18 protein-coding genes and 1 tRNA gene are annotated in these 18,517 nt (G+C 39.7%); 4 read left to right on the forward strand and 15 right to left on the reverse strand.

Annotated elements, in window-relative coordinates; genetic code table 11:
* The first annotated feature begins 390 nt into the window (after positions 1 to 390).
* Positions 391 to 870 (forward strand): hypothetical protein, encoded by a 480-nt coding sequence (locus HZR21_RS04845; RefSeq protein ID WP_180746689.1) that lies wholly within the window; start codon positions 391 to 393, stop codon positions 868 to 870.
* Positions 871 to 949: 79 nt separating this feature from the next.
* Here HZR21_RS04845 and HZR21_RS04850 read toward each other — a convergent pair.
* The 4 genes from HZR21_RS04850 to HZR21_RS04865 form a co-directional block, all read right to left on the reverse strand.
* Positions 950 to 1,037, reverse strand: a tRNA-Ser gene (locus HZR21_RS04850).
* 95 nt (positions 1,038 to 1,132) lie between these two features.
* A complete protein-coding gene (locus HZR21_RS04855) occupies positions 1,133 to 2,128 on the reverse strand; it encodes a diacylglycerol kinase (RefSeq protein WP_180746690.1) in 996 nt (331 codons plus the stop codon).
* Entirely contained in the window at positions 2,125 to 4,092 is a 1,968-nt protein-coding gene (gene ligA / locus HZR21_RS04860; protein ID WP_180746691.1) for an NAD-dependent DNA ligase LigA, read from the reverse strand. Before ligA ends, HZR21_RS04855 begins: the two co-directional genes overlap by 4 nt.
* Entirely contained in the window at positions 4,049 to 5,380 is a 1,332-nt protein-coding gene (locus HZR21_RS04865) for an MATE family efflux transporter (protein ID WP_180746692.1), read from the reverse strand. The genes ligA and HZR21_RS04865 overlap by 44 nt, the downstream gene beginning before the upstream one ends.
* A 157-nt stretch (positions 5,381 to 5,537) precedes the next feature.
* Between HZR21_RS04865 and HZR21_RS04870 the strand changes: the two genes are divergently transcribed.
* On the forward strand, positions 5,538 to 6,437 hold the full coding sequence (locus HZR21_RS04870; protein WP_180746693.1) for a diacylglycerol/lipid kinase family protein: 900 nt from the start codon (positions 5,538 to 5,540) through the stop codon (positions 6,435 to 6,437).
* Positions 6,438 to 6,457: 20 nt separating this feature from the next.
* On the opposite strand, the gene rbfA is transcribed toward HZR21_RS04870, so the two are convergent.
* From rbfA to rimP, 6 genes are all read right to left on the reverse strand, one after another.
* Positions 6,458 to 6,808, reverse strand: coding sequence for a 30S ribosome-binding factor RbfA (gene rbfA / locus HZR21_RS04875; RefSeq protein WP_180746694.1), 351 nt, complete (start codon positions 6,806 to 6,808; stop codon positions 6,458 to 6,460).
* A 153-nt stretch (positions 6,809 to 6,961) separates the two neighbouring features.
* Entirely contained in the window at positions 6,962 to 9,643 is a 2,682-nt protein-coding gene (gene infB, locus HZR21_RS04880; RefSeq protein WP_180746695.1) for a translation initiation factor IF-2, read from the reverse strand.
* A gap of 140 nt (positions 9,644 to 9,783) precedes the next feature.
* Entirely contained in the window at positions 9,784 to 10,101 is a 318-nt protein-coding gene (locus HZR21_RS04885; RefSeq protein ID WP_003138352.1) for a YlxQ-related RNA-binding protein, read from the reverse strand.
* A 9-nt stretch (positions 10,102 to 10,110) separates the two neighbouring features.
* On the reverse strand, positions 10,111 to 10,437 hold the full coding sequence (gene rnpM, locus HZR21_RS04890; RefSeq protein WP_003138350.1) for an RNase P modulator RnpM: 327 nt from the start codon (positions 10,435 to 10,437) through the stop codon (positions 10,111 to 10,113).
* A 30-nt stretch (positions 10,438 to 10,467) separates the two neighbouring features.
* Complete coding sequence (gene nusA, locus HZR21_RS04895; RefSeq protein ID WP_003138349.1) at positions 10,468 to 11,565, reverse strand: transcription termination factor NusA; 1,098 nt, start codon at positions 11,563 to 11,565, stop codon at positions 10,468 to 10,470.
* A gap of 50 nt (positions 11,566 to 11,615) precedes the next feature.
* Positions 11,616 to 12,089, reverse strand: a complete 474-nt coding sequence (gene rimP / locus HZR21_RS04900; protein WP_180746696.1) for a ribosome maturation factor RimP — start codon at positions 12,087 to 12,089, stop codon at positions 11,616 to 11,618.
* A gap of 222 nt (positions 12,090 to 12,311) precedes the next feature.
* On the opposite strand from rimP, the gene HZR21_RS04905 reads away from it, so the two are divergent.
* Positions 12,312 to 13,280, forward strand: a complete 969-nt coding sequence (locus tag HZR21_RS04905) for a sodium:calcium antiporter (RefSeq protein WP_180746697.1) — start codon at positions 12,312 to 12,314, stop codon at positions 13,278 to 13,280.
* A 54-nt stretch (positions 13,281 to 13,334) separates the two neighbouring features.
* On the opposite strand, the gene HZR21_RS04910 is transcribed toward HZR21_RS04905, so the two are convergent.
* Positions 13,335 to 13,742, reverse strand: coding sequence for a cupin domain-containing protein (locus HZR21_RS04910; RefSeq protein ID WP_180746698.1), 408 nt, complete (start codon positions 13,740 to 13,742; stop codon positions 13,335 to 13,337).
* A gap of 4 nt (positions 13,743 to 13,746) precedes the next feature.
* Positions 13,747 to 15,057, reverse strand: a complete 1,311-nt coding sequence (der, locus tag HZR21_RS04915; RefSeq protein WP_031366754.1) for a ribosome biogenesis GTPase Der — start codon at positions 15,055 to 15,057, stop codon at positions 13,747 to 13,749.
* Between the two features lie 312 nt (positions 15,058 to 15,369).
* Here der and HZR21_RS04920 point away from each other — a divergent pair, with 312 nt between their 5' ends.
* On the forward strand, positions 15,370 to 15,744 hold the full coding sequence (locus HZR21_RS04920) for a hypothetical protein (RefSeq protein ID WP_180746699.1): 375 nt from the start codon (positions 15,370 to 15,372) through the stop codon (positions 15,742 to 15,744).
* Positions 15,745 to 16,177: 433 nt separating this feature from the next.
* Here the strand turns inward: HZR21_RS04920 and HZR21_RS04925 are convergent, their stop codons facing one another.
* The 3 genes from HZR21_RS04925 to dnaI all read right to left on the reverse strand — a co-directional run bounded on the left by HZR21_RS04925 (position 16,178) and on the right by dnaI (position 18,516).
* Positions 16,178 to 16,858 carry a DUF4230 domain-containing protein gene (locus HZR21_RS04925; protein WP_180746700.1) on the reverse strand — a complete coding sequence of 227 codons (681 nt, stop codon included), beginning with the start codon at positions 16,856 to 16,858 and terminating at the stop codon, positions 16,178 to 16,180.
* 61 nt (positions 16,859 to 16,919) lie between these two features.
* Positions 16,920 to 17,642: an NADPH-dependent oxidoreductase gene (locus HZR21_RS04930; protein ID WP_180746701.1), complete on the reverse strand. Its 723-nt coding sequence runs from the start codon at positions 17,640 to 17,642 to the stop codon at positions 16,920 to 16,922.
* Entirely contained in the window at positions 17,635 to 18,516 is an 882-nt protein-coding gene (gene dnaI, locus HZR21_RS04935) for a primosomal protein DnaI (protein ID WP_180746763.1), read from the reverse strand. The genes HZR21_RS04930 and dnaI overlap by 8 nt, the downstream gene beginning before the upstream one ends.
* Between the last annotated feature and the right edge of the window lies 1 nt (position 18,517).

Genomic DNA, 18,517 nt, shown 5'->3' on the forward strand with positions numbered 1-18,517 from the left:
TACTTGGTTCGTTTCTGTTTTATTCAGTTTTCAAAGGTCTATTTTGTTTCAGCTGTTCTTACGAGACAACTATTTAATTCTACCAAAACTTTTTTGACTTGTCAACACCTTTCTGAAAAGTTTTTTTTATTTTCTTTTCTTTCGTTCGTGACCTGTCGTTTTGAGTACTTTATTATCTTATCAAATCTGACTTAACATGTCAACACTTTTTTTATTTATTTGTCTTTTTTTATTTTTGAGGTCTTCGTTTTGAGGTTATTCATTGTATCTCTATGTTATTCATGGTATATTTTGAGCCATTCACGGTATAGCGACTTTTTATTTATTTTTTTACTTTATACTAGTAACTAGACATTGTTAATAGCACTTTTAGAAAAATGGAGTAAACAAATGGATAAAATTGAAACCATACTTAAAAGTATTGAATCGATTATTATGAACTGTCGGAAAAAAACTAAAATTCCTTCCTGGGAATTAGACGACTATATGCAGGAAGGGATGATTATTGCTTTAGAGATGTACCATCAACTCTTATTAGATCCACCAGATGATGACTTTAACTTCTATGTCTATTTCAAAGTCAGGTATTCTTGTTTCTTAATTGATAACTATCGCAAAGCTATGGCAGTCAAGAGAAAATTCGACCAGCTTGACTATTGTGAACTTTCTGAGTCTGTTAATCTTTTTGATCACAAACAAAATGTGTCTGAAAACGTCATGTATGACTTGTTGTGTCAAGAAATACACTTGGTTTTATCCCCGGAGGAGCTCCAGCTTTTTGAGGCACTTAAAAGAGGAGAGAAGATTGACCGTAATCAAAAGTTTCGTATCAAGAAAAAAATTATTGAGTATATTAAAAAGTTTTGGTGAGTATTAAATTGCGTAATAAAACACCCAGTAAATATACTGGATGTTTAAATATAATTTATCTTAATCTCTTACTCAAACAAGGAAAGCACGGGATTCGAACCCGCGCACATGTTGCCACGTCTAACGCCTTTCCAAGGCGTCCCCTTAACCCACTTGGGTAACTTTCCGCATAAAAATTCTCAATTGAAAACTTTTATTATACCTTCTTAAAATATAAATATATCAAAACAACTCATCTGAGATATTATATTATTCTTCAGTTTCACACGTTTTTTTCAGCTTCTTCGGAAAACTTACTAACGACTGCTTCAAGTTCTAAATCTTCTTCGTCACCTGAATAATTCTCATCACTAATCTCATCTAAATTCGCGTACATCTCAATGTGATTTTTAAAATTAGTTAGCGTAATTGGCGCATCGCCACCGTATTCTCCATCAAGATTAATCATCATACGGTCATCTGACTGGGGCTCAACTTTGATTTGGCTTGTTTTGATATACTCTATTTTTTTATCATCAATATGTTTACCACCATTAAGCACTAAACCAATTAGCCGAATCATTTCAAATAAGTTAGCTGTTTTAACTAAAATAAGTGTAAATAACCCATCATCAAGTTGGGCATCAGGAGCGATTTGTTCAAAACCGCCGACTGAATTAGTCAAGGCAGCAAAAAACATGGAAATTTCACCTTCAAATACGCCCTCATCATGTGTGATTTTAAGGGGGACCGCCTTAACACGAGGTAACAGTTCAGCACCTTTAGCTAGATAAGCTAAATAACCAAAAGCTGTTTTAAGCTGTGAAGGAACACTGTAAGTCAATTCAGTTAAAGAACCACCTGCAGCGATATTGATGAAGTATTTATCATCTCCCGTACAGCCAACATCCATATTTAAAGTTTGTTCCTTACCGATAATTCTTGCTGCAGCAACTGGATTATTACGTGGTATCTTTAATGCACGCGCAAAATCATTGGTTGTTCCTGCTGGAATAATCGCTAGTTTTGGCCGATTTTCAAGCGGTGAAATCCCATTAACAACTTCATTAATCGTCCCATCTCCACCTGCTGCAATAATCAATTCAAATCCAGCCTCTGCCGCACGTCGAGCTTCATTTTTTGCAGAGTGTTTTTCAGCAGTTGTCGCAAAAGCAGAAGTTTCATGGCCAAAATTTTCTAGGACATCTAAAATTTCAGCGATATTTTTTTTCATCGTCTCTTGCCCAGAGGTTGGGTTGTAGATTAGTCTCGTTCTCATAATTTGATTAACTCCTCTTCTGTCCAGATCTCAATGCCGAGGTCCTGTGCTTTCGTCAACTTGCTACCCGCGTCACTACCGGCAACAACAATATCTGTTTTTTTGGAGACACTACCACTGACATTTGCGCCTAAATTCTCCAATTTCTCTTTTGCCTCAGTTCGTGTTAATTGTGACAATTTCCCTGTTAAGACAACAGTTTTACCTGATAAAGGTGCATCATCTCGTTTAACTGGTCCTAGGTAATCAAAATTCACGCCCACAGCTTTTAATTCTGCTAAAAGTTTTTTTGTACCTTCTAGTGCAAAATATTTAGTTAAACTTTCAGCCAATACCGTGCCAATCGTTGGAATTTCTGATAGTGTATCAGCTGTTGCAGTCGCTATGCTATCCAAATTCAATAAATTCTCAGCAATTATTTTTGCTGCTTTTGAGCCAACATGACGGATACCTAATCCAAAAATCAATTTTTCAACTGAATTTTCTTTAGAAGATTGAATAGCTTGATACAGTTTCTCAGCTGATTTTTCTTTAACTTTATCTAGTTTTAGAAGGTCATCTATAGTAAGTTGATATAAATCAGCGACATCAGTAATGAGTTTTTTGTCAAAAAGTTGCGTTACCACTGCAATCCCAAGACCCGTAATATTCATGGCACCACGACTGGCAAAATGGATTAATTTCTCTCGAATTTGGGCAGGGCATAGCGGATTAACACAGCGCAAGGCAACTTCATCTTCAAAATGCAGTAAATCTGACTCACATTCTGGGCAATGTTTTGGAATATCTAGCTCAACAGAATCAGAAGGTCTTTTGTCCAAAAGAACGCGCTGAACAGCAGGGATGATGTCTCCAGCCTTGTAAATCACAACTTTGTCGCCTAATCGGATATCCTTTTCCTTGATATAATCAACATTATGCAAGGTTGCTCTTGCAACAGTTGTCTGAGCTAATAACACTGGCGTCATATTAGCAGTCGGTGTGACGACACCTGTTCTACCAACAGTCCAATCAACACTTAAAATTTCAGTTTCTGCCAATTCAGCTGGAAATTTGTAGGCAATCGCCCATTTTGGAAATTTCACAGTGAAACCTAACGCATCTTGTTGGGCCAATCGATTCACTTTAATGACAACACCATCTATGTCGTAGGCAAGTGAATCACGTTGAGCTGCAACCTTTTCAATAAACGCCCAAATTTCACTTATATTGGTCGCAAAAGCTCGCTGTTCATTGACAACAAGACCTAGTTTTTCTAGATACTCTAGGACTTCTTCTTGTGTGTCATTAGTCGCTGGGCTTGCTTCTTGATAGAGGAAAGTTGCAAGACCACGTTTGGCAACGACTTTCGTGTCGAGTTGTCGCAAAGTACCTGCTGCAGCATTACGCGGATTGGCAAATGACGGCAAGCCTTCTTCTTCACGTTCTAAATTTAATTTTTGAAAATTACGACGCGGTAAATAAGCTTCCCCCCTCACCACGATATCAATAGGTTCGCTCAAGACTAGAGGGACATCTTTGATACGTTTGACCTGTTCTGTAATATCCTCTCCTATACTGCCGTCACCACGTGTAGCCGCTGTCTCCAGTACGCCATTAGCATAGACCAGAGACAAGGATAAACCGTCAATTTTGAGTTCGCAAATATATTCAGGTTCTGGGATTTCTTTGCGTACGCGGGCATCAAATGCTTCAAGCTCCTCTTTTGAAAATGCATCTTGTAAACTGTAAAGCTGATAGTCGTGGGTATACTTTTTAAAGCCTGATAGCACGACATCGCCGGTTCGGTGCGTTGGCGAATCTGCTCGAACGAGATTTGGATTTTCAGTTTCCAATGTGACAAGTTCTCGGTAGAGACGGTCATATTCTGCATCTTCGACGACTGGATTATCTAATGTATAGTATGCATGTGCATATTGATTAAGTTGTTCGGTTAATGTTTTGATTTTTAATTCGGCATTCATACACTAATTTTAACACAATTAAGCGGAAAATATTATCTAAAACCGTGGCAATCCATACGCCCCAAATTCCCATACAAAATGCTGTTCCTAAAATCCAAGCAAGGCCTATTCGAATTATCCACATGCCAAACATCGTGGCATAAAAAGGTGTTTTCGCATCTCCCATAGCTTGCAGGGCAGCTGTATAGATAATGACGCCAGCAACTATCGGTTCGCTGACAAATGAAATCAAAATAACAACATGTGCCGCTGAAACGGCTACCACATCGGTGGTGAAGAAATTCAAAATAAAACTTGAAAAAGCAAAAATCATACCACCAACAAAGGTGCTGATAATCGCTGTCATGACAAAGGATTTTTTAGTCAACGTCCGTATTTCTAGACTATCTTTTGCACCGTAGGCTCTCGCAATTAAAATACTTGCTCCTGTTGCAAAACCAAATGCAGGAAGATAATTATAAGCTGTTATTGTCTCGCCAATAGCGTTACCAGCAAATACTTTACTACCATAAGCAATGACGATGACAAAAATTACAATATCCCCAAGTCGCATCATTAATCGCTCTCCCATAATCGGTAGCGCTCTTTTAACGATTTCAGTTTTGAAAAGCTGATATTTTAAACTAATCACGGGGCCTTTCAAACGATGTGTCGTTTTTTGTAGTTTATGAAAGAGTAAACCCACACCAATTAATCTGGAAAGCGCTGTGCCAATTCCTGCCCCCAGAATGCCAAGTCTTGGCAAACCAAATAAACCAAAAATAAGCACAACATCCAAACAGAAGTTTAGAATATTAACAACTAAATTAATGGTTAAAGGTGTTCTCGGTTGACCTGCAGTCCGGATCAACTGACCTAATACGGTCATTAAAACGATGAGGACACTCGTGCCAGCTATGACGCGAAAAAAAACAATCCCTTGCTGTAAAATTTCACCCCTTGCCCCCATTGCTTGTAAAATGGGTTGGGCTAAAACTAAGGACAAAATCGACAAAATCACGCCAATAACCAAAGACAGTGCTATAGATTGCCTAACGTTTTCTGAAACTTCTTTCGTTGCTCTGGCACCTGCAGCATTGGATACGACGGTTGCGACGGCGACGGCTAAGGCGATAAAAACCGCTTGATAGACAGCCATGACGCCATTGACAAGACTGACCGCAGAGACGGCGACTAGTGAGATTTTTGCGATTAGGACGCTATCCACAAAACCGACGCTCGTTTGCAAAATATTTTCAAACACAGCGGGAAGGGAATAATCGATTAAGCGACGCGTATTTTCTTTCATGGCGGACTTTCTAAATTAAAAACCGTTGACTACGGTTTCTATTATTACTTTGATTTGACTGCTCTACGGTTAATTGTTAGACTATTCTAACTTTTATTATACATGATTTCTAACCCTTTCTCAACACCTCTACCATTTTTTTGGTAAAATAATAGGTATGGATTATTACATATTAGCGAATCCCCATGCAGGCCCTGGGCATGGGCAGCAAGTGACGGATAAGCTGACAGCTTATTTGACGCAACAAAAGATTACTTATCATCTATTTAACACGCATCAACCGCTTGATGAGCATCGGTTGATGACGGATATTCTGGCACAAAAAACCAGGGATGATCGCATCATCATTATTGGTGGTGATGGCACAATTTCCCTGGCTGTTAATGCATTACCAGCAGAAAAGGCCTTTTCTTATATCCCTGCTGGTTCTGGTAACGACTTCGCCAGAGGACTTGAGGTGTCTTTGCAAGATACGATTGAAACATTTGACAATATTCACAAATCGACACCCCAAACGATTTATGTCCTGAAATATGAGTCTGAAGGTTTATCAGGTATTGCGACAAACAATTTCGGAATAGGGCTTGATGCGGCGATTGTTGATGCCACAAATCAAAGTCTAACCAAAGGGTTCTTAAATACTTTAAAACTGGGACAACTGGCTTATCTAACGACTGCTTTAAAAATTATTTTCTCCAAGAAACCATTCCAAGTGACTGTCAATGGCGTGACTTTTCCTAAGACATTTCTTTTTACTTTAACCAAACATCCTTTCTTTGGTGGTGGCGTGCCACTAGCGCCAGATGCTAGTCTCATGGATGCCGATATTCATTTAGTTGAAGTCGACCGCATTCATCTCCTAGGTATTTTTGCTTTGATTCCTAAAGTGCTGAAAGCCAAACATTTAGCTAATAAACATGTTCACCATATGGTAGACGGCTCCTTTACATTAGAGATTACAAGTGATCAGCCTGTGCAAATTGATGGTGAAATTCATCAACTTAAAGCGCATCAAACTTTACGGGTGACAACAGAAAAACGAACGATTCTTAGATAATCGTTCGTTTTTTTAATTATTTAATCCTGATTCAAATTGCGTAATAATTCATCAATTTTGCCACCATAGGCAACAGATTCATCTTTAGCAAAAATCAAATCTGGGATTTTATAAAGTGTCATACGTTTAGCCAGCTCACTTTTAATCGCGCCAGTTGCTTTTTTAAGACCGATTTTAGCTTTTTCATTATCTGATGCTAAATCAGATAAAAGGCTATAATAAACTGTCGCCTGGCTCAAATCACCTGTGATTTGAACATCAGAAATGTTGACTTCTTGGACACGAGGGTCGCAAATTTTTAAACGTAAAATATCATTAATTTCACGCATAAGTTCAACCGCAACACGGTCACTACGATGTGTATTAGACATATCTCTTTCCCTTCTGCGTTTTCATTTCAAGACATCTTGAAACTTAACCTATGTTGGCATTTCATCCAACCGAGGTCATTCTATCAAAAAATGCTTGCTCCTGCAAGCATTTTTAATTGTGCTTATAAATCTCGAGATAACTCGAACGTTTGATTAACGTTTAATCTCAACCATTTCGTAAACTTCAAATGTGTCATCAATAGCAATATCGTTGTAGCCATCAATCATAAGACCACCTTCATTACCTTTTCTGACTTCTTTGACGTCGTCTTTAAAGTGTTTCAGAGATGACAAGTTACCATCTGCGATTACAATACCATCACGAATAACACGGACACTTGCATCACGTTTAACTGAACCTGACAAGACCATAAATCCGGCAATAGTACCGACTTTAGAGACTGTGAAGGTTTCACGCACAACTGCTTCACCGATGACTTTTTCTTCAAACTCAGGGTCAAGCATACCTTTCATGGCAGTCTCAACTTCATCAATCACTTTATAGATAATGCTATGGAGACGAATTTCAACGGCGTCATTTTCAGCCTGTACGCGCGCAAGTGGTGTCGGGCGAACATTGAAACCGACAATGACAGCATTAGCTGCTTCGGCAAGTGAGACGTCTGACTCATTGATGGCACCAACAGCACTGTGGACGATATCAACTTTAACGCCTTCGACTTCAATTTTTTGAAGTGATGCTGCTAAAGCTTCCGCAGAACCTTGTACGTCAGCTTTAATGATGACGTTAACAGACTTGATTTGACCTTCTTTAAGGGTATCAAAGAGGTTCTCAAGACTGACACGATGGGTGTTGTTACGTTGGTTCAAGAGGGCACGTTTGGCACGTTCTTCACCAACTGAACGAGCTGTTTTTTCATCTTCAAAGACAGCAAAATGGTCACCAGCTTGTGGGACATCGTTCAAACCAGTGATTTCAACCGGACTTGAAGGACCTGCAGTTTTTTCACGACGGCCCAAGTCATTAACCATGGCACGGACACGTCCGAAAGTATTACCAACCACGATAGGGTCTTGTTGATGCAAAGTACCTTGTTGGACAAGGAGGGTTGCAATAGCACCTTTTCCTTTATCAAGACGTGCCTCAACAACCGTACCGATAGCTTTAACCGTTGGATCAGCTTTGAGTTCTTGGATTTCTGCAACCAAGAGAACAGTTTCTAGCAAGTCATCGATATTTGTATTGAATTTGGCTGAGATCTCAACGAATTCAGATTCACCGCCCCATGCTTGACTCATAACACCATATTCAGAAAGCTCTTGAATCACGCGTTGTGGGTTAGCACCTGGTTTATCAATTTTGTTAATCGCTACGATGATTGGCACACCGGCTGCTTTAGAGTGGTTAATCGCTTCAACTGTTTGAGGCATCACACCATCATCAGCCGCCACGACAAGAATCGTGATATCTGTGACAGACGCACCACGCGCACGCATGCTTGTGAAGGCCTCATGTCCTGGGGTATCCAAGAAAGTGATTTTTTTGCCACTTTCTTCGATTTGGTAGGCACCAATATGCTGTGTGATACCACCCGCTTCGCCACTTGTCACGCGCGAATTACGAAGTGTATCAAGCAAGGTTGTTTTACCATGGTCCACGTGACCCATGATTGTCACAACTGGTGGACGTTCAACAAGCTCGTCTTCATTGAGGTAACCCTCTTCAATAAAGAGACGTTCGATATCTGTCTTATCTTCTTCGACTTTTTTCTCAGGTGTGACACCATAGTCCAAAAGCAAGAGTTCAATCGTATCGCTATCCAAAGACTGGTTTTGTGTTGTCATGATACCCATCATGAACAATTTTTTCACAAGCTCAGCTGGTTCACGTTTCAAACGTTTTGCCAAATCTGCAATTGTCATACCTTCAGAATAAACAAGACTCTCAGGCAGCTCATGGAATTTACGTTGTACCACTGGTTGTGGCGCAACTTGTTGACCACCACGTTTGCCTTTTTTCTTCTTATTGCTATTCCAGTTAGAGTTACGGGCATTCCGAACTTGGTTACGGTTATCATTCACACGTAATGGTCCGCCTTGACGATTACCGCCACCTTGGTTACTTTGACCTTGACCTTGGGCGTTATTGCCATTATTGCGATTTTTCTTATTTTTATTGCGATTAGCGTTCGCATTACCTTGACTTGCTGGCGCAACATCAGCAGCACGTTGGATAACTTTGATACCACCATTTTTAGGCTTAATATCCTCTGCGCGCTTAATCACTTTTATCCCACCATTGGCCGGACGTTCAGGTTTCTTAGGTATTTCCGCTTTAGTTTTCGTTTCTACTTTACTATCTGCTTTCTTTTCTGATTTGCTGTCAGCTTTATTTTCAGCTTGTTTGTCTGCAACAGGTTGTGATGACTTGTTGGCTACGTTGTCCTGTTTTGCAGGTGCAGCTTGTTTAGTCTCATCTTTTGGCGTTTGTGTTGGTGCAACTGTTTTGCCACCTACTGAGATAACACGGCCACTTGACACTTCTTCATCTGACAAGACTTTTTTACCACCAACGACAATCGGGCGATTGCCTGTTTCTGTTTCAGATACCACTTTTTTGCCGCCAGCCACAATCACACGATTCTGAGACTTTGGTTCTTCTGTTGCTTTTGGCGTAGCCTTGGCAGTTTTTTCTTGTTTGCTACCATTACCCGCAGCTTTAAAAGAACTCAATAATTGTTTCGCTTGTTCAGCATCGATGCTTGAGCTATGCGATTTAACAGGTAAACCGATTTTTTGTGCGTGATCGACAAGTTCTTTATTGGTTAAGCCACTCTCTTTAGCAATTTGGTTAATACGTTTTTTTTCAGACATGTTGATGTCCTCCTTCTTAATCCGGTTCACAATGAGCAGCCCCTAATGAAAAAGATAAATCTAAGAACCTGCGCAAGCGCAGAGCCATGTGATTTCCTATTTTCATACGGCGCTAAGCGCTCATGATCACCTTTTTATTCTTATTTCATAAGACTCTCCATTTTCTTGGCAAATCCTTTATCTTGAACAGCGATGACTTTCCGGTCGCTACCAATAGCGTGAGAAAGTTCGGCCGCAGAAAAGATGTCTAGCATGGGAATTTCATAATAGGTTGTTTTATCAGTGATACGTTTGACAAGATTAGGTGCGCCATCATGGGCAACAAATACTAATCTTGCACGGTCTGCCTGGATAGATTTAATGACAAGTTCTTCACCTGTCGCTATCTTACCAGCTTTCTTGGCCATTCCTAGGGAATTTGCCAACTTTGTTTTATTGAAATCTGTTATTTCAGTCATATTTTAGCCTTAAATTTCTGGTGCCTCATCTATTGAGTAGGTCACCGTTGCTAATTTTTTACGTTCGACCTGATGATCGACGTAAACGATTAACTCGTCATAAAAACGATCCGCAATCTCCGTCTGAAACACACGATCAAATATCCGTTTTTGCTTGGCTTGTTTGGCTTCATCGTTTTTAATGGCGATATATGCACCGCGCCCTGCTGCTTTGCCTGTTGGGTCGATACTGATTTCGCCAGCTTTATTATAGACGATTCGCAACAATTCTTTTTTTGGAAATTGCTCGTTTGAGACAACGGATTTTCGTAAAGGAATTTTTTTGGTTTTCACCATCGTTAATCACTCCTCTCCTGATTCAAAATTTTAGTCAAGCACTTCGTCAGCAAAATCTGCTTCAACTTCTTCAGACACAACATCTGCAGCTTCTTGATCAAATTTTGTTTGAGACTTGATGTCGATTTTATTATTGGTAACGTGAGCCGCCAAACGGACATTTTGTCCACGTTTACCGATAGCCAATGATAATTGGTCATCTGGTACGACAACAACAGTTTCACCTGTTTCCTCATCGATAATCACATCTGAGACTTGTGCCGGTTTCAAGGCATTTTTAATCAATGTCGCACGGTCATCATTCCATTCGATGATGTCCATGTTTTCACCATGCAATTCATCAACTAAAGTCCGAATACGCGAACCGCGTGGGCCTACGATTGTACCGATAGCATCAACATTGGCATCGTTAGATTTAACAATGACTTTCGCACGATCGCCTGCCTCACGGGCAATGCTGACGATTTCAACAGTACCATCGTAAACTTCTGGAATCTCTTTTTCAAACATGCGTTTGAGCAACTCAGGATGTGTCCGACTGACATAAACAATAGGTCCTTTTTTCGACTGTTCAACAGCAGAAACGTAAACCTTAATTTTGTCACCAATTTGGTAGCGTTCACCAGGGATTTGATCACGTTTACCGAGCATGCTGTCAACTTTACCAAGATTGATAAAGATCGCACGATCGTCAACACGCTCAACGGTTCCCTGAATAATTTCATTTTCGTAACGTTTAAATTCATTATAGATGATCGTGTGTGATTCTTCACGCATTTTATTCATAATGACTTGTTTTGCTGCATTCGCTGCCGTACGTGCAAAATCTTTTGGTTTTTCTTCGAAACGGATTTTATCACCAATTTGATAGTGTGAATTGAGTGCGAGGGCATCCTCAAGGCTCATTTCTAAACGGCTATCAAAAACTTCATCCACAACTTCACGTGTTGAGTAGACGATAAAGTCACCTTTAGCATCATTGTACTCAATCGTCACGTTTTGTGATTGATTGTATTGTTTTTTGTAAGCTGCTGTTAAAGCTTCCGCAATGGCACCAATAACAACTTCAGGCGAGATGCCTTTTTCTTCCTCCAAAAGGGTGAATGCAGCTTGCATTTCCTTGCTCATGTGTCTCCAACTTTCTTTTTAATTTTAAATGCTTCTATTTTTATTGATGTTTATAATTTTACTTGCGTCCGTGCCTTAGCAATGTTTGATAACTCAAGTTCAACTGTCTTCTGACGTGTTTTGTCAAGATAAGTCAAGGTGATAAGATTGCCGTCAAAAGCTACTAAATCACCAACAAACTCTTTTTCTCCTGCTACTTTTTGGTAGAGTTTGACAAAAATGTAAGCACCAATATGCTTTTCAAAATCAGCTGGTTTTTTGAGTGGACGCTCGGCACCTGGACTAGCTACCTCAAGCATATACTCCGATGGAAAAAGATCCGGTGAAATTTTGTCCAATTCTGGACTAATGATTTCTGATAAATCAGCTGTGTCTTGTAATGTAATCCCTTCTGGCTTATCAACAAGTACTGATAAAACATGATCTGCACCCATTTTTGACCATTCGACATCCACCAACTCAAAGGGCTCAGGTAAGAGACCTTCAAGATGTGCCAACACAACTTCTGTGATATTTGTAGACATAATGTTTCCTTTCTACACTGATGATCTTAAGATCATTTATTTAAATTCAAACAACAGGAGCGCCCAATGTGAGCGCTCCTTTCTTTGTTCTTTAGAGTTATTATACCATAATTTTAACAGAATGCAAATTTTCGCCTTTATTTTAACTTTTCTACTCTATCTTTTCAGTTATTAGAAATTAAGAATTTTGAGTTTTTTTACATAAAATGGTATCATGAAGATATGACTATAAAAATATTACTTGTCTTAGTAGGCTTTGCACTGATTATCTTTGGTGCAGATGTCCTTGTCGATGGCGCAAGCAATATCGCCAAAAAATATAGAATTCCTGACGTCGTTATTGGTTTGACGATTGTCTCGCTCGGTACATCGTTTCCTGAAATGATGATTACCATTACTTCTGCCAAAAACGAATACCATGATTTAATCTTTGGTAACGCCCTTGGCTCAAATATTGTCAATCTTGGTTTAATTCTAGGAATTATTGCCTTAATCAAACCCGTCTATTTAGACCGTGAAACCAAGAACATCCACCTACCACTTGCTATCACGGCAACTGCAGTCCTTGCTTTTATGGGTAATGGTCTGATTGGCGAGCACTTCATGATTTCAAGATTAGAAGGTTGGCTCTTGATTGCCATGAGTATTGCGTACTTCATCGTACCTGCATATAAATCTTTGCACCGCATTCAGTTAACCAAGCACAACATACGCCCTAATACAGAAAACATCTCTGTTCCTAAGTCCATACTACTTATTGCCTTAGGCTTTATCGCCCTCAAATTCGGTGCAGATTTTGCCGTTGATAATGCTAAAATCATTGGTGAAACTATCGGAATCCCTGATAGCATCATTGGCTTGACCATTGTCGGCATGGGAACAGCACTCCCTGAATTAATCACATCCATTACAGCAACACTAAAAGGAACGGAAGGCTTAGCAATCGGTAACCTCATCGGTTCTTGCATCCTGAATCTCTTCTTGATTATCGGACTAGGTGCCGTGATTAACCCACTCACCTACCTTCCGATTTTCAACTTGGAACTCATGTTCCTATTCGGCCTCACCTTCCTCATCTGGGTCTTCTCATATATTGGGAAACGCAACACCTTATCTCGACTCGAAGGCAGCATCTTAATCCTTGCCTTTGTCGGCTACATGGTCGTGCTATTTATTAGGCTAAGACTGTAAACAAAAAAACTTCTGATGATTAAAACTCAGAAGTTTTTTTCTTGTCCTAAAGACTTATTTTATCTCATTTTCACAATCAACTTTATCCTGTTTCATCAGCTCAGACTGCTCTTGACCCGTTGGGACGAAACGAAAGACGATAAATTGGGCTGGTTCACTTGATTGATTTAATAGCCGATGAATACTTCGCTTAACACGTAAGACATCATTTTCTTGTACTGTTTGACTTGAAACATGGCCATTCTCCAGATACTCAACCGTAATTTCACCAGACGTCACGATTATATTTTCATCAAGTTGCTGATGTTTGTGCCAATCTTGGACAACACCGGTAGGTAAAATATTCACATGAATTTCAAACTCAGGATAGAGATAATAATCAACCTGGGTGCCACTTGATTTTGTTACCGAAATAGCTGATGCCTGTCTTGTAATGTCAATGGCATCGTTTTCTAAAGTCATAAGCCTATTTCCGTTTACGAGCAATTAAATGAATCGGTGTGCCTTCAAAGACGAAGGCTTTACGAATTTGATTTTCTAGCATCCGTGCGTAAGAGAAGTGCATGAGCTCTTCTTCATTTACAAAAACGACAAATGTCGGTGGTTTAATGGCCACTTGTGTGGCATAGAAGATTTTGAGACGACGGCCTTTATCGGTTGGTGTTGGATTAATGGCGATCGCATCCATGATAACGTCATTTAGCACGGCTGATGGAATCCGCATATTTTGTGCTTGGCTGACTGATTTAATCAAGTCAGGTAATTTGTTCAAACGTTGTTTGGTTTCAGCAGAGACGAAAATAATCGGTGCATAGCTGAGGTATTGGAACTCGTCTCGAATTTTTTCTTCCCATTTTTGAAGGGTTTTGTTGTCTTTTTCAATGGCATCCCATTTGTTGACAACGATGATAATGCCACGGCCTGCTTCATGTGCAAAGCCCGCAATCCTTTTATCGTATTCTCGGATACCCTCTTCGGCGTTCAGTACCATGAGGACGACGTCCGAACGATCAATGGCACGCATGGCACGCATGACTGAATATTTCTCTGTTGATTCGTAGACTTTACCACGCTTACGCATACCTGCGGTGTCAATCATGGTGAATTCTTGGCCTTCGGCATCGGTGAAATTGGTGTCAATGGCATCACGGGTAGTGCCTGCAATCGGGCTTGCGATGACGCGGTCTTCACCTAAGATAGCGTTAATCAAACTTGATTTGCCAACGTTTGGTCGGCCAATCAGTGAGAATTTAATGATATCTGGGTTTTCTTCTTCAGTTTCGACTGGTAGGTTGTCGATGATAGCGTCTAGGACGTCACCTGTACCAATCCCGTGAACCGCTGATACAGGGTAAGGTTCACCTAAACCAAGGCTGTAGAAATCGAAGATTTCCATGCGGCGCTCAGGGTTGTCGATTTTGTTGACGACGAGGATGACAGGTGTATCTGTTTTATATAGGATTTGTGCGACATACTCGTCTGCATCTGTCACGCCGTTTTCGCCGTCTACGACGAAAACAATGACATCAGCTTCGTCCATGGCAATCTCAGCTTGTGCCTTAATTTGTGCCATGAAAGGTGTGTCAGCCATTTCGATACCACCAGTATCAATCATAGCGAATTTTTTATTGAGCCATTCACTGGTTGTGTAAATCCGGTCACGCGTTACACCGGGTGTATCTTCGACGATCGAAATGCGTTCGCCTGCGATTCTATTAAAAATTGTCGATTTGCCAACGTTTGGTCGGCCGACGATTGCTACTGTAGGTAATGCCATTGTTTTCTTTTCTCCTTTATGTTGCCGTGCCTGTCCACTTGCTAAGCACTCAAGTCTAAGTATAACACAATATGTTTCGTCCTGCTCATCTTTTTTACGTTAGCTCGAGACAATAACAGATTAAGTTCATATAATGTGCTTATAATTAGTGTATAATTGCAATGTTTTGATTAGTATGATAACATTAATACAAGTATTAGTTAATTTATTTTTTCGCCCTATTTTTCTTATTTTATTTATCTAATTATAAACAAGCCTAAAGACACATGAGCAAATCTTGAACCTCACTAAAAGCTAAGTTAGGAGATTTTTATGAAATCTAAAACGCTTGCACTCACAAACGGTATCTTCGGACTTATCGGTGGTATTGCCCTTATTTTCGCACCATTATTCATTCTTGGTGGGATAACTAATGACGCGCTTAATGATGATGGCAGTGCTACTTCAACAGTCGTTCTATCAGTTATTTTCATTTTAGTTAAAATTGCAATTCTTGTTCTTGGTATTGTTGGTCTCGTTACTTATAAAGGAACTGGTCTGGTTAAAACTGCAGCACACGTTCTTTTAATCGTCGGTGGTGCGGTTGCTTTGATTCCACTTCTAGGCGTAGCCGGTGGTATCGTCTCTATCGTTGGTGGTGCTCTCTACCTTGCAAGTTTGAAAAACTTCAAAATTGATGCACAATAAATAAGGAATTGGGACAAAAATCCCTTCCAAAAAGGCTATGAATGATTTCTAATGTTAATAGAAATCATTCATAGCCTATTTTTTACCATTTGCCTCAAAAATGTAAAACAGCATGATGAGCCATTGAAAACAATGCGAAATTGGTAAGAAAAATGCTGATTTTGTACGAAATTAGTATTCTTTTGCCAAAACAATTCCAAATCGGTTAAAAAAATGCTAGTTTTGTGCGAAATCGGTATTCTTTTGCCAAAACAATTCCAAATCGGTTAGAAAAATGCTAGTTTTGTGCGAAATCGGTATTCTTTTGCCAAAACAATTCCAAATCGGTTAAAAAAATGCTGGTTTTGTGCGAAATCGGTATTCTTTTGCCAAAACAATTCCAAATCGGTTAAAAAAAGTTCATGGCATCAATAAGATGCATGAACTTATTTTTTTATTTATCAGCATTAACAAATGTAAAATCCTTTTCAGTTAAAGCAACTTTAACTGGTTTTTCTGTTGCTTTGGATAGAAATTCACCTAATGCTTTATTTGTATCTTTGACAACTTTTTGCTTGACTGTATCATCTTTTAAAGCATTTTCGCTGGCTGTCACATCGACACTTTTAAAATTATCTTGCATGAATTGATTGGCATCTTTTCTATGTGTAAAGATGTCAACAACCTTATCAAATGCACCATTACTGTCTTTTTCAATTTCTGTTTTGCTATAATCAATTTGTGAATCTACTTCAACAACAAGTGGTTCTGTCACGGTGAAAACATTGTTTTTCACCTTGATAGCATCATTCGAGATTTTCGACAAGTCTAAAGCAAAATCTGTTTCTACAACAGCTCTGATAGACATATTTCGCCCTGAAAAAATAGAAACAAGACCTTTCCCAAGCTCATTCCATTCCTTTACCAATTCTGGTTCTAAGGCGACTTTTTTAACTTCTTTTGAGGTTGTTTTTGTTACTTTTAGTTTAGCTTGCGACTCAATTTTTTGGATGACAAATTCTGTTGTTTCATCTTTTTTCAAAAATCCAAATTTAAAATGTGCCACTGTCGCACCTATTCCCAAGAGCACAATAATAACAGCTCCCCAGAAAATAGTAGCTTTGATTTTTTTCATTTCATTTCCCTTTTTTGATAGACTTTCTCAGCATTCCCCTACTGAAAAAGTAATCATGCTTTTATTTCATCAAACCCTTATCCTGCAAATTCGCAAGTGTGGCTGTTTGTGATGGCGTACCAAATTGCGCAGCGATTCGCTCACTCCAATCGCTACCAAGTCGACGGTCACCCGCAAACACACGTTGCATTTGGTCATAGGCTTTAATCACTTCTTCAGATTGTTCTTGATAACGTTCATCAAAAACAACTGCCTCATAAGGCAAACGCGGTTTAACATCATTTTGACGCGCAGGCACACCCAAAGCCAAGCCAAATATAGGATAGGTGTAGTCTGGTAAATGCAAAACCGCTGATAACTCTGCCGCTTGCTCCCGAATCAAACCAACAAAAACACCACCATAACCCAGACTCTCTGCTGCAAGTAAGACATTTTGCGCAGCCAGACTAGCATCCACCGATGAAATCAGCAAATTCTCAGTCCCTTCTGGGAAAAACTGGTCTGTATGTAATTTTGTCGCCTTTTCAGCCCGATTTAAATCACCCACAAACACAAGAAAGTTGGCCGCATTTTTAATCGACTTCTGTGGTTGCAACTCAAAAATCTTAGCCTTAGTTTCAGCCGTATGCACATTGATAATCGAATACGACTGAAAATTTTTCCAGGTTGACGCAGCACGCCCCGCATCAATTATCAATTTCAGGGTATCAGCAGGAATTTTATCAATCGTAAAATTTCTAACCGATGCATGTGCTTGCATCACCTTAATCATGTCATTAACCATTGCGCCGATTCTCTCCCTCCAAACGAAACTCTCTTGACAGCTTGCGGACACGCTCCATAACCCGCTTAGCAGGCCAAGTTTCATCCCCTTTTTTAGTCATAGCAAGCCGCATCTCAAGCTCGTCCATAGTTAAGTTTGACGTGAAAAATGTCGGTAAATTCTCCTGCATCCGATACTGCAAAATGACTTGCAAAATGTTATCGCGAATCCAGTCGTTATTACTTTCGGCGCCAATGTCGTCCAAGACTAAGACTTGGACTTTTTTAATTTCATTAGCCTGCCACTTTAACTCATCAAAGCCAGTGTTGTCAGAGATAAAAGACGGATAATGAATCAAGCTAGTAGAAATCCCCTTCTCTGCCAATTTATTCGCCATGGCAGCCATCATAAAGCTCTTGCCAACACCGAATTTACCGTAGAGATAGACACCGTTTTGATTGGGATAATCTGCTATGAATTCAGCAACTGCTTGATAGGCAGCAACGCGATTGGCATCATCTAATAGGACATCATCCCAATTGATATCAGCAAAATCTCTCGGCATGCCAATCAACTTAACCCGACGTTTTTTGCTGATTTCAGCCTCTTTTGCTAAGGTTTCTGCCGTTGCACGATAAGTCACATCAGCAAAACCTTCATTATTAAAAAGAATTGGCTCATAACCTGCTATTTTAGTGGGTTCACCTGCAACGAATTTAGCTTTTTCTTTCAGATATTCGTTAAACTTCGACAGAGATTTATTCACCTGTGTCGGCTCAAACGCATTGTCTAGAATAAAGGTTTTGATTTCAGGATTATCCAAAATCTTGGCAGTCAATTCCTGATATTTTTTGACGTCTAAACGATTTGCCATCGCATCTGCTATTGATTCCATT

It is taken from the genome of Pseudolactococcus laudensis (assembly GCF_013449735.1).
Lineage (GTDB): Bacteria > Bacillota > Bacilli > Lactobacillales > Streptococcaceae > Pseudolactococcus > Pseudolactococcus laudensis.